Here is a 12,224-nt window from a genome sequence, read left to right on the forward strand (position 1 = left end):
GGGTGGGGGAGCGTGCGATCGCAAGGCGCCGGAGCGGCCCTCGATGGGGGAGGAGCCACGTGGGCGGTTCGGCAACGCCGCGAGCGCGCGTGCCGGGCGTCGCAGCGCAGGCGGGGGTTTGTCCACGGCTCTCAGGGACGGCTCGCGCGTTGCCCCGCCTTGGGGCACGGTGGAGTGACGTGTGTGAGAGGAGCACCCGCATGTCGAATCACACCTACCGGGTCACGGACATCGTCGGCACCTCGCCCGAGGGCGTGGACCAGGCCATCCGCAACGGTATCGAGCGCGCCTCGCAGACCCTGCGCAACCTGGACTGGTTCGAGGTGACCGAGGTGCGCGGCCAGCTCGACAACGGGCAGATCGCGCACTGGCAGGTGACCATGAAGGTCGGCTTCCGCCTGGAGGAAGCAGAGTAGCTCGGGCCCCGTCGCCAGGCGGGATGTGCCGACGGCGCCCGGCCCTCAGGTCCGCCCCTCCCGCTCCTGCGCCACCTTCAGCGCGGCGGAGGGGGCGGTCCAGCGCGCCCGTACGACGGTGAAACCGGCCCGTTCGGCGTCCTCGCAGACCAGCTCGTCGTCGTCCACCAGCACCCGGATCTCGTGGGTGCGGGCGAGGCGGCGCAGGATCTCGAGCTTGGTGCGCCGGGCGGGCCTGCGGTCGTCGTTGCGCCGCATGTACACGCGTCCCTCGGGCAGCCCGTGTGCCGCGAGCCAGTCGAGCGTGTCACGCCGGCAGCGCTCGGGCCGTCCGGTCAGATAGCGGACCTCGCACTCCTTCGCGCTCTCCAGCGCCAACGCGATGCCCTCCGCCAGGGGCGGGTCCTGCGGGGCGGCCGCGAAGAAGGCGTCCCAGTCCCGCGGTGTGCGCTCCAGGAAGTGCTGACGGTGTGCCGTGTCGGCGAGGGTGTTGTCCAGGTCGAACACGGCGAGCGGGCGTTTGCTGCTGTCGGTCACGGCACTCACCCTAGACGCGCCCCGCACCCCGGCAACCTTCGCGCCCCGGGCGGCCACTGCTGTGCGACACGGCACGCAGGCGGAGGCGGGAGGCCCCATGCACGACACGGCGAGCGGCATGCGCGGTACGGCGATCTGGACGGCGGCAGCGGTGGGCGCGGCCCTGCTGACGGTACTGGGCCCGGCGAGTGAGGCGTCCGGCGCGACGACACTCGTGGTGGCGACCGACGGGAGCGACTCGGCGCCGGGCACCCTGGCCCAGCCGCTGCGGACCATCCAGCGGGCCGTGGACCTGGCGCAGCCCGGCGACGTCATCACCGTACGCGGCGGCACCTACGCCCTCACCGACAACATCACCATCACCACCTCGGGCACCGCCTCCCAGCCGATCGGCCTCGGCCCCTACCAGGGCGAGCGCGTGGTCGTCGACGGCGAGCAACTGCCCGCCAGTCACACGCCGGTGGGCGGCAGCATCCCCCGGGCCGAACGCGGGGCGATCCACATGGAGGCCTCCCACTGGCGGATCTCCGGTCTGGAGCTGGTCAACGGCCCGTACGGCCTCTACTGCGACGGCTGCGACAACAACGTCTTCTCGCGGCTGGTCACGCACGACAACTACGAGTCCGGCTTCCAGCTCCAGGGATCCTCCAGCAACAACCAGATCCTGAATCTGGACAGTTACGGCAACCGCGACCCGCGCAAGAACGGCGAGAGCGCCGACGGCCTGGCCATCAAGGAGGGCAGCGGAACCGGGAACGTGGTGCGCGGTGCCCGCCTGTGGAACAACGTCGACGACGGGTTCGACGCCTGGAAGTTCGCCTCGCCGATTCTGATCGAGAACACGATCGCGTACGGCAACGGCTACAACCGCTGGAACTTCCCGGACTTCTCGGGCGACGGCAACGGCTTCAAGATGGGCGGCGGCACCCCGGCCCCGGCAGTCGGCCACACCCTGCGCAACTCGATCGCGTATCGGAACGCGGCGCACGGCGTCACGGACAACGGCAATCCCGGCGCCCTGACGATGACCCGCAACACGACGTGGGCCAACGCCGGCACCGGCTTCGACACCGACGTCTCGGGCGGCACCGCCGTCCTGACCGCCAACCTGTCCGTCGCCGACGCACGCGCGGCGGCCGTCGGCTCGGGGACGACCGCCAGCGGCAACTCCTGGAACCTGGGCGGGACTTGGAACGCGTCCTCGGTGCTCAGCACCGATCCGACCGCGATCACCGGCCCGCGCTCCGCCGACGGATCGCTGCCGTCGGCCCCGAGCTTCCTCGTGCCGCGGAGCGGCACCGCTGTCGGCGCCCGGTTCTGAACCGCTCGGCCGGGCTGTCCCGCACGGGTCGTGTTTGAGACAGTCCGGCCGAAATAAATGGTCCGGACTATTTCCCGGAGGGCCCTTTTCGCAGGCCATACAAGGCAGCGAAATGATCATGAGGGGCGTGAATGCGCCACCGGAGCAGGGCAATTCATCTCCGCGGTTGATTCTTCAAGGAGCCCGCTGCCATACTCCGGCTTCCGGACTCGCCGCCGCTCACCCACTCCCCACGCGCAAAAGCCCGCGCCCACCGTATGTCCGGCATGCCGCAGCAAAGAAGGTGCGCCTGTGCCCGAGTTTTCACCTTGGCACGACAATTCTTTCACATACAGTTCCCCGAGTGATGAACCCGCGGGACCCGCGCCGTCCCAGCGCATATCCGAAGATCCCGAATTTCACTCACTGCGCCGCGCCCAGCGCAGGTTCGGAGTCCGCGCGACGCTCCTGTCGGTCGGTGGATTCCTGCTGTACGTCCTGCTTTCGCATTCCGTCCCCGGCCTGATGAACCAACGTCTGCTCGGTCACCTCACGCTCGGTCTCACCCTGGGTCTCGGGCAGTTCGTCGTGATGGGCGTGACGGCCTGGTGCTATGTCCGGTACATGCGCGCCCGGGTGGACCCGCTCGCCCGTGGCCTGGGCTCGCGGCTGGACCAGCACGAGGCCAACTCGCTCCGCTCCGCCGCGCACCGCGGCGAGACCCAGCAGACCGTCCAGCCCGGCTCCAGGGGGTACCGCACGTGGTGACCATGTCCGCAGGCATCGTCGACCGGTTCAGCCTGAACCTGACGTTCGTGCTGTTCCTGTCGGTGGTCGTGGTCACGCTGTTCATGGCGCTGCTGACGGCCCCTCAGCGCGACGAGCTCAGCGAGTTCTACCTCGGCAACCGCACCATGTCCCCGCTGCGCAACGGCCTCGCCATGTGCGGCGACTATCTGTCGGCCGCGACCCTGCTGGGCAGTACCGGCCTGGTCGCCCTCACCGGGTACGACGGACTGCTGTACCTCGCCGGCACCGTCGTCGCCTGGATGATGGTGCTGCTCCTCATCGCCGAACCCCTGCGCCGGACGGGCAAGTTCACGCTGGGCGACACACTGGCCCTGCGCCTGACCCGGCTCCAGCGCCCGGCCCGGCTCGCCCTCGCCGTGTGCACCCTCGCCATCACCACGCTGTACCTGGTGGCCCAACTCGTCGGCAGCATGGCGCTGTTGACCCAGTTCACCGGCGAGCCCAGTGCCGCGACCCGCACCCTGTGCGTGATCGTGATCGGCACCATCGTCATCGTGTACGCCGCCATCGGCGGCGCGCCCGGCGCCACGGTCATCCAGATCATCAAGGCCGTGATGCTGGTGGCGGGCGTGACGGTCACCGCGGTCATGGTGCTGCACCACTACGACTGGAACCCGAACGCCCTGCTGTCCGCGGCCGCGAACCACAGCGGCACCGGCACCCAGTTCCTCGAACCCGGACTGCGCTACGGCGTCAGCACCACCAGCAAGCTCGACTTCTTCAGCCTGGAACTGGCCATCGTCCTCGGCCTCGCCGCGCTCCCGCACGTCCTGATGCGCCTGCTCGCCCCGCGCAGGGTCGACGTACTGCGCTCCTCCCTGGTGTGGGCGGTGGGCCTGGTCGGCCTGGTCTGCCTGGCCGCCGGCATCCTCGGCCTCGGCGCCACCGCGATCGTCGGCCGCGAGACCATCGCGGAGACGGACCACAAGGGCGACTCCGCGGTCCTGCTCCTCGCCAACGCGCTCGGCGGCGGCATCCTCACCGCCCTGCTGTCCTGCCTCGCCTTCGTCACCCTGCTCGCCGTCGCGGCCGGCCTCACCCTCGCCGCCGCCTCGTCCCTCGCCCACGACCTGTACGGCGAGGTGATCCGCAAGGGTCGCGCGAGCGAGACCGAGGAGCTGATGGTGGCCCGGCTGTCCGCGGCCGTCATCGGTGTCCTCGCCATGATGCTCGCCCTCGTCTCCTGGGGCGCCAACACCGCGACGCTCGCCTTCCTCGCCTTCGCCATCGCGGCGTCCGCGATCCTGCCGACGATCGTCTACACCCTCTTCTGGCGCCGCTTCACGGGCGAGGGGGCACTGCTCAGCCTCTGGGGCGGCCTGGTCTGCTCGGTCCTGCTGGTCCTGTTCTCCCCCGTCGTCTCCTCCATGCCGGGCTCGTTCTACCCGGAGTCGGACTTCGCCTGGTTCCCGCTGCAGAACCCCGGCATCGTCTCCATCCCGGCGGGCTTCTTCCTCGGCTGGCTCGGCACGGTGCTGAGCAACCGCCAGGAGCCGCAGGAGGACGCCGCCTACGAGGAGTTCGAGGTGCGGATGCTGGTGGGCGCCAAGGAGTAGGAGATGCTTCTGTCATGCCCACTCATACGTTCCTGATCGGCGCCGCCCGCGAGCGCCCCTGCACGCTCGTCGTCTGCCGGGGGTGCTGCTGCGGCAATCCGCGCAAGCTCCCCGGCACCGATCACACCGGGCAGGTGGAGCGGCTGCGCGCCGCAGGGGCCGAGTACGGTTTCCAGGTCCGTACGACCGACTGCCTGGGCCCCTGCGACCAGGCCAACGTGATCGTCGTCCAGCCGTCGGCCGCGGGGCGCCGGGCCGGCGGGCGGGCCACCTGGGTGGGCTTCGCGATGGACGACGACGGCACCGAGGAGATCGTGCGGTGGGCCGCCGCGGGCGGACCGGGCCTGGCCGATCCGCCGGTCACGCTGGAGTTGCAGTTCATCCGGCCGCCGCGGGACGCGCGGGTGCGGTCCCGCCGCTGACCTTCCGTCCCACCCCCAGCAAGTTGTTAATGGGATCCATTTTCATATAGCGTCCTCGGTGTTCACCCACCGAGGAGGTCCCGTCATGGCTGTCCCCAAGCGGAAGATGTCCCGCAGCAACACCCGCCACCGCCGCGCCCAGTGGAAGGCGAGCACACCGCAGCTCGTGCCCGTCACCATCGAGGGCGTCAGCCACCTCGTGCCGCAGCACCTGGTCAAGGCGTACGAGCGCGGGCTGCTGCGCCCCGAGGGCTGACCGGAATGCCGTACGAAAGCCGTCTGCCCGTCACCGTCCTGTCCGGTTTCCTCGGGGCGGGCAAGACGACCCTGCTCAACCACGTCCTCGCCAACCGCGAGGGACTGCGCGTCGCGGTCATCGTCAACGACATGAGCGAGATCAACATCGACGCGGCGCTGGTGCGCGGCGGCGAGGCCGCGCTGTCGCGGACCGAGGAACGCCTGGTCGAGATGACCAACGGCTGCATCTGCTGCACCCTGCGCGACGACCTCCTGGAGGAGGTCGACCGGCTCGCCCGCGAGGGCCGCTTCGACCATCTCCTCATCGAGTCGTCCGGCATCTCCGAACCCATGCCGGTCGCGGCCACGTTCGCCTTCGCCCGTGACGACGGAGCCACCCTCGGCGACCTCGCCCTGCTGGACACCATGGTCACGGTCGTCGACGCCGCGGGCTTCCTGTCCGAGCTGGACAGTGGCGACGAACTCGCCGAGCGCGGCCTCGACCAGTACGAGGACGACGAGCGCACCGTCAGCGATCTCCTCGTCGACCAGGTCGAGTTCGCCGACGTCATCGTGCTGAACAAGCTCGACCTGGTGGACGACGCGACGGCGGACCGGCTGCGGGCGGCACTGGCCCGGCTCAACCCGGCCGCCCGGATCGTCGACGCCGTTCAGGGGCAAGTGGCGCTCCAAGAGGTGCTCGGCACGCGGCTGTTCGACCTGGAGCGCGCCCAGCAGGCCCCGGGCTGGGTGCGGGAACTCAACGGCGACCACGTCCCCGAGACCGAGGAGTACGGGATCTCCTCCACGCTGTTCCGCTCCGAACTCCCCTTCCACCCTGAGCGGTTGTTCGCCTTCGTCACCGAGGACCTCGACAGCGGCGCGTACGGGAAGGTGCTGCGTTCCAAGGGGTTCTTCACCCTCGCCAGCCGCCCGCAGGTGACGGGGCTGTGGTCGCAGGCCGGTTCCGTCGCCCGCTTCGAGCCCAGCGCCGCCCGGGACACCGAGGCGCCGTACGCGCAGGAACTGGTCTTCATCGGCACGCATCTGCGGGCGGAGGCGCTGCGGGCCGCCCTGGCCGAGTGCCTCATGGCGGACGGCGAGGGCCTCCCGGCCACCGACCCGTTCCCCGCCTGGGACACGTACGGCATCGACGACGCCTGCGACCACGAGCACGCGGCCCCGTCGGAGGTCGCCGTTCACTGAGTCCCGCGGCGCCCGGCCTGCCTATTCTGGTGAGGGGCCGGTCCTGCTCGCAGAGCGCGAGAAGGGAGCCGCGAGTGACCGAGCGGACGATCGACAGGGCGGCCGCGGACACCTTGCGGCAGGCCAGGTACGCCGCTGCCCGGGAGGCGTGGGCCGAGGCGTACCGGCTGCTGGGGCGTCTGGACGCCACCTGCCTCACCCCCGACGACTGCGCCGCGTTCGCCGACGCCGCCTGGTGGACGAGCCGCATCGACGAGTCGATCGTCCAGCGGATGCGGGCCTACTCCGGGTATGTCGCGGCGGGCGCGGCCCGGCAGGCGGGGCTCATGGCCTGGCTCCTCTTCTACGAGCATCAGCTCGCGGTGCGCACGGCCGTGGCCGCCGGCTGGCTGCGCCGGGCCCGGCGGCATCTGCGGGGTGAGCCGGAGTGTGCCGAGCAGTGCTACCTCGCCTGGGTGGACGCGGAGGACGCGCAGGCGGGCGGCGCGTTCGACGAGGCGATGGCGGCGGCCCGGCGCATGGCCGGGATCGCGCGGCGCTGCGGCAGCCCGGATCTGCTGGCCATGAGCGTCCAGGCACAGGCGGGCGTCCTGGTGGCCCAGGGGCGCGTCGGGGACGGCCTCGATCTCCTGGACGACGCCATGTGCTCGGCCATGGCAGGTGAGCTCAGCTCCTTCTTCACCGGGTGGGTCTACTGCCTGGGCCTCCAGCAGGCCATGGCCTGCGTCGATGTCGAACGCGCCGCCGAATGGACCGACGCGGCCATGCGGTGGTGCGCGGCGATGCCGGCCGAGAACACCTACCGCGGGTTGTGCCGGGTGCACCGGGTGGAGATGCTGGAGCTGCGCGGAAGCTGGTCGCAGGCGCTGGCGGAGGCCGTGCGGACCTGCGAGGAACTGCTGCCGTTCGAACGGCGGACGGCCGCCGAGGCGGTCTATCTGGCCGGCCAGATCCAGCGGCGGCGCGGAGAGCTCGCGGCGGCCGAGGAGTCGTACGACCGTACCCACGAGCTCGGTCGCGACCCGCAGCCCGGTCTCGCCCTGCTGCGGCTGGCCCAGGGGAAGGCCGACACCTCGGCCGCGGCCCTGCGGCTCGCCGTCGCGGGCGGAGCCGAGGCGGGCGGTCTCGTGCGGTGCAGGCTGCTCGCCGCGCAGGTGGAGGTGTGCCTGGCGCTGGGCCGGACGGCCGAGGCGCGCACGGCTGCCGAGGGGCTCGGGTCGCTGGCCCGGGACTGGCAGCGGCGGTGCAGCTCGGAGACGACCCTGCTGCACGCGAGCGCCGCGGCAGCCTCGGGCGCGGTGGCCTTCGCCGCCGGTGACCTCGACCGCGCGCTGTCCCTGCTGCGCCGGGCGCTGGCGCTGTGGCTGGAGCTCCGGGTGCCGTACGAGGCCGCCCAGGTGCGGATGACGCTGGCCGCCGCCGACCGGGCCGCCGGGGACGACGAGGGTGCCCGGATGGAGCTGCGGGCCGCGGAGCAGGCTTTCCGGCAGCTCGGCGCCGTACCCGAGGCGCGCCGGGCGGCGGCCCTGCTCGCGGATGTGCGCCGGCGGCAGCCCGGCGGGCTCACCGAGCGTGAGATCCAGGTGCTGCGGCTGGTCGCCGCGGGCCGCACCAACCGGGCCGTCGCCGCGGAGCTGGTGATCAGCGAGCACACCGTCGCCCGGCACCTCAACAACATCTTCGCCAAGCTCGACGTGTCCTCGCGGGCGGCGGCGACGGCGTACGCGTACACGCATGGCCTCACCTGACGCCCCGATGGGTCGTTCTGCCCATGCCGGGTCCTCCGATGATGGGCGATTCCGGTGATGCGCCCGCCACCGCTGCGGCGTAGACCGGGGAGTGCCCCTTTCCTACTCAGGAGCGGAAAGCAGGTGGCGATCATGACCACCTACACACCGACCCTCGACGACCGGCTGCTGAACCGGCTGCGCGGGGCCGTGCGCGGTGACATCGTCGAACCCGGCGATCCGGCCTACGACGAGGCCCGCAAGGTCTACAACGCCATGCACGACAGGCGGCCGGCGATCATCGTCAGGGCCGTCGACGCGGGCGATGTCATCGCCACCGTGGACTTCGCCCGCGACCAGGGCCTGGCGCTCGCCGTGCGCGGCGGCAGCCACAGCGTCCCCGGCTACGGCACCTGCGACGGCGGTGTCGTCCTCGACCTGGGACGGATGCGCGGGATCCGCATCGACCCCGAGACCCGCACGGCGTGGGTCGAGGGCGGCTGCACCTGGGCGGACGTCAACCACGCCACGCACGCCTTCGGTCTCGCCACCACCGGCGGGATCGTCTCCACGACCGGAGTGGGCGGTCTGACCACGGGCGGAGGCATGGGCTATCTGGCCCGCCGCTGCGGTCTGGCCTGCGACAACCTGGTCTCGGTGGACCTGGTGACGGCCGACGGACACTTCGCGACCTGCACCGCCGAGCAGCACAGCGACCTGTTGTGGGCCGTGCGCGGCGGCGGCGGGAACTTCGGGGTCGTCACGTCCTTCGCGTACCGTCTGCACCCCATCGCCGACATCCTCGGCGGACCGACCTTCTTCCCGCTCGACGGCGACGTCATCCGCCGCTACCGGGAGCTGATCGCGGAAGCGGACGACAGACTCGGCGCCATTTTCGTCGTCGGCCTCGGGCCGCCGGTGCCGTTCCTGCCCGAACGCTGGCACGGGCGGCCGCTCTGCGGGATGATCGCCTGCTGGACCGGTCCGGAGGAGGAGGACGACAGGATCCGCAGCCGCGTCGCCGCGCTCGGGCCGGTGCTCGGCAGCCACCTGGAGCGCATGCCGTACCCGGTGATCAACACCCTCTTCGACGACCTGGTTCCCGCCGGGCTCTACCACTACTGGAAGGGCTCGTTCACCCAGGGCCTGCCGGACGGCGCCATCGACGCGTTCGTCGAGTACGGCGCCGACAGCCCGTCCATCCAGAGCGTCACGGTCGTCTTCGCGCTCGACAGCGCGTGCCACCGGGTCGGACCGGAGGAGACCGCCTTCTCCTACCGCGACGCCGACTTCTCGATCGGGCTCAGCCCCACCCTGACCACGCGTGAGGACTGCGAGACCCAGAAGGGCTGGGTGCGCGCCTTCCACCGGGCGCTCGAACCGCACTCCATGGGCGGCGGGTACGTGAACTTCATGGACGGCGACGACCAGAACCTCGTCCAGGCCAACTACCGCGCGAACTACGCCCGTCTCAGGGATCTGAAACGGCGCTACGACCCGGGGAACCTGTTCCGCCTCAACCACAACATCGCACCGTGAGCACCGTGAGGAATCCGGCGGGCTCCCAGGTGTTGAACCCTGTATGAGTTCCGTGATCGCCGCGACCCGCTTCTCCGTCCTCGACCGCTCCCGCACCCGCGAGGGCCACCCGAACGGAGAGGCGCTGCGCGACACCGTACGGCTGGCGCAGGAGATCGAGGCGCTCGGCTACCACCGCATCTGGGTGTCGGAACACCACGGCGTACCCGGCGTCGCCGGTTCCGCGCCGACCGTGCTGGCCGCCGCCGTCGCGTCCGCGACCCGCACGATCCGGGTCGGGACCGGCGGGGTGATGCTGCCCAACCACCAACCGCTGGTCGTGGCCGAGCAGTTCGGCGTCCTGGAGTCCCTCTTTCCGGGCCGTATCGACATGGGGCTGGGGCGGTCCGTCGGCTTCACGGACGGAGTGCGCAAGGCGCTCGGGCGGGACAAGGGGGACGCCGAGGACTTCGCGGCCCAGATCCAGGAGCTGCTCGGCTGGTTCCGCGGCACCTCGCCCACGGGAGTGCACGCGCGGCCCGCCGAAGGCCTGACCGTGCCGCCGTTCGTGCTGGCCATGGGCGAGGGCGCGGACATCGCCGCCCGCGCCGGCCTGCCGATGGTCATCGGTGACCTCCGGAACCGGGCGAAGATGCGGCGCGGCATCGACCACTACCGCGACTACTTCCGCCCCTCCCCCTGGGCGAGCGAGCCGTATGTCGTGATCTCCGGCACGGTCGCGGTGGCCGCCACTCCGCGGGACGCCCGGCGTCTGCTGGTCCCGGAGGCCTGGTCCATGGCCCACTCGCGCACGCACGGCACCTTCCCGCCGCTCCCGCCCGCCGAGCGCGTCGAGGCGCTCACGATGACCGCCAAGGAGCGCGGCTTCTACGAGGGCGGCCTCACCGGACACATCGCGGGCACGGAGGAGCAGGTCGCGCACGAGCTGGAGACGCTGCTGAAGGAGACGGGCGCGCAGGAGGTGCTGGTCACGACCAGTACGTACGACCGTGCGGCCCTGGTGGACTCCTACCGGCGGCTCGCCCGGATCGTCAGGGCGTGATCCGGGCGAGCCGGCGGCCGGAGGTCAGTCCGTGTCGCGCGGGTCGAACGACTGGGTGTCGATCGTGAGCGGCTTCGGGAACGCGCCGGCCACCGATTCCCAGCCGGTGAACTTGAAGTCGGTTCCCTCCCGGTCCCCGTCCGCGGGCGTGGCCTCGCCGTCGTGGGTGACGAGCAGGCCCTTGGGGAAGGACCGGCCGAGCGGGACGTTGACCACGGTGGCACCGTCGGAGTGCTGCACCCCGTCGGTGGCGGCGCTGTCGGTGACGGCGAAGGAGCCGAGGTAGGTGTTGCGGCCCTGGCGCTCGTACACGGCGAAGGTGTTGTCGCCCTGGCTGGAGGCGAGCAGGTAGCCCTTGCCGTCGGCGGCGTGGTAGATCGCGGCGCCCTCGGCGTCGGCGCTCAGGTGCTCACCGCCGAAGCCGGGGTCGTGGGCGGTGTCGAGGACGCACTCCTCTTCCTCCGCGTCGTACGTCCACGGAGTGCCGTACTCCCGCACCCGGTCGATCAGCTCGGGTCGGTCGAACTCCTCGTCGTCGAGGTCGACCCGCCACAGCCCGACGTCCTCCTGGGCCGCGTACAGGACGTGCTGTTCCTGGTCGACGACCATGCCCTCGACCTGCGCGTGGTCACCGGGGTCGGCGCACGGCGTCCAGCTGCTGCCGTTCGGCAGGGTGAAGGAGGCGGGCAGATCGAGGGTGTCCTCCGTCCGGTAGCCGACGCGGCCGTCGCGGTCCTCCAGCTGGAGCAGCCGTACCCGGGTCTCCGAGCGGCGCGACACCACCGCGTACGCGTGGTCGTCGTCGCTGAAGGCGGCCAGCCCGTAGGCGGTGCGCTGGTCGTCGACCTCGGCCTCGCTCGCGGAGAAGACCGGCGCGGCGTCGGCCGCCGTCACGTCCTTCAGCGGGGGCCTGCCCGCCGCCACGGCGGCCGGGTCGATCGCGTAGGCCCGGATCCGGTCCCGCCCGCGGTCGCTGACCAGGGCCAAGTCGGTCTTCTTGCCGCCCAGTTCGAAGCCGTAGACGACGTCGACGTTGTTGAAGCGGCCGGGTGCGGCGTCGTCGTTCGGGGCCTCGGGCGCCGCGATGTGCTGGAGCCGTCTGCCGTCGAGGCCGTACACGTCGAGGCCGGCCTCCTTGAGGGTGCCGATGACAATGCTGCGGCCCGGGTGGTCGGGGTCGACCCAGACGGCCGGGTCGTCGGCGTCGGCGTTGCCGCCCGCTTCGTCGTCGTACACGGCGGGCGTCTCGACGCGGGCGGAGACGGCGACTGGCTGCGGGGCGGCGGCGCCCGAGACCATCAGCAGCGCGGCGGTGAGAGTGCTCAGAGCTGAAACGCTCACGATACTCCTCGGTAGGAAGGGAGACTGGCGAGACGTTATGGGCGGCCGGTGTGACTGAGCCGACGGCCTCGTGAACATCAGGTGGCTCGAA

12 protein-coding genes are annotated in these 12,224 nt (G+C 71.4%); 10 read left to right on the forward strand and 2 right to left on the reverse strand.

Annotated elements, in window-relative coordinates; translation table 11 throughout:
* Positions 1–200: 200 nt before the first annotated feature.
* The gene (locus QQM39_RS03155) at positions 201–416 is read left to right on the forward strand and encodes a dodecin (protein ID WP_301995048.1); all 216 of its coding nucleotides are present in this window, start codon (positions 201–203) and stop codon (positions 414–416) included.
* Between the two features lie 45 nt (positions 417–461).
* Here QQM39_RS03155 and QQM39_RS03160 read toward each other — a convergent pair whose 3' ends face one another.
* Entirely contained in the window at positions 462–953 is a 492-nt protein-coding gene (locus tag QQM39_RS03160; RefSeq protein WP_301995049.1) for a hypothetical protein, read from the reverse strand.
* Positions 954–1,050: 97 nt separating this feature from the next.
* Here QQM39_RS03160 and QQM39_RS03165 point away from each other — a divergent pair, with 97 nt between their 5' ends.
* From QQM39_RS03165 to QQM39_RS03205, 9 genes are all read left to right on the forward strand, one after another.
* Positions 1,051–2,274 (forward strand): right-handed parallel beta-helix repeat-containing protein, encoded by a 1,224-nt coding sequence (locus QQM39_RS03165; RefSeq protein WP_301995050.1) that lies wholly within the window; start codon positions 1,051–1,053, stop codon positions 2,272–2,274.
* Positions 2,275–2,331: 57 nt separating this feature from the next.
* Positions 2,332–3,021: a DUF485 domain-containing protein gene (locus tag QQM39_RS03170; RefSeq protein WP_301995051.1), complete on the forward strand. Its 690-nt coding sequence runs from the start codon at positions 2,332–2,334 to the stop codon at positions 3,019–3,021.
* Positions 3,015–4,619, forward strand: a complete 1,605-nt coding sequence (locus tag QQM39_RS03175; protein WP_301995052.1) for a cation acetate symporter — start codon at positions 3,015–3,017, stop codon at positions 4,617–4,619. The genes QQM39_RS03170 and QQM39_RS03175 overlap by 7 nt, the downstream gene beginning before the upstream one ends.
* A gap of 14 nt (positions 4,620–4,633) precedes the next feature.
* On the forward strand, positions 4,634–5,041 hold the full coding sequence (locus QQM39_RS03180) for a (2Fe-2S) ferredoxin domain-containing protein (protein ID WP_301995053.1): 408 nt from the start codon (positions 4,634–4,636) through the stop codon (positions 5,039–5,041).
* 85 nt (positions 5,042–5,126) lie between these two features.
* Entirely contained in the window at positions 5,127–5,297 is a 171-nt protein-coding gene (gene rpmF / locus QQM39_RS03185; protein WP_030052879.1) for a 50S ribosomal protein L32, read from the forward strand.
* A 5-nt stretch (positions 5,298–5,302) separates the two neighbouring features.
* Positions 5,303–6,484, forward strand: coding sequence for a GTP-binding protein (locus QQM39_RS03190; RefSeq protein ID WP_301995054.1), 1,182 nt, complete (start codon positions 5,303–5,305; stop codon positions 6,482–6,484).
* 74 nt (positions 6,485–6,558) lie between these two features.
* Positions 6,559–8,232, forward strand: coding sequence for a LuxR family transcriptional regulator (locus tag QQM39_RS03195; protein ID WP_301995055.1), 1,674 nt, complete (start codon positions 6,559–6,561; stop codon positions 8,230–8,232).
* 132 nt (positions 8,233–8,364) lie between these two features.
* Positions 8,365–9,750 carry an FAD-binding oxidoreductase gene (locus QQM39_RS03200; RefSeq protein ID WP_301995056.1) on the forward strand — a complete coding sequence of 462 codons (1,386 nt, stop codon included), beginning with the start codon at positions 8,365–8,367 and terminating at the stop codon, positions 9,748–9,750.
* Positions 9,751–9,793: 43 nt separating this feature from the next.
* Positions 9,794–10,792 (forward strand): LLM class flavin-dependent oxidoreductase, encoded by a 999-nt coding sequence (locus QQM39_RS03205; RefSeq protein WP_301995057.1) that lies wholly within the window; start codon positions 9,794–9,796, stop codon positions 10,790–10,792.
* Positions 10,793–10,816: 24 nt separating this feature from the next.
* Here the strand turns inward: QQM39_RS03205 and QQM39_RS03210 are convergent, their stop codons facing one another.
* Positions 10,817–12,133: a phytase gene (locus QQM39_RS03210; protein WP_301995058.1), complete on the reverse strand. Its 1,317-nt coding sequence runs from the start codon at positions 12,131–12,133 to the stop codon at positions 10,817–10,819.
* Positions 12,134–12,224 lie beyond the last annotated feature (91 nt).

Source organism: Streptomyces sp. DT2A-34, from assembly GCF_030499515.1.
Classification (GTDB): Bacteria; Actinomycetota; Actinomycetes; order Streptomycetales; family Streptomycetaceae; genus Streptomyces.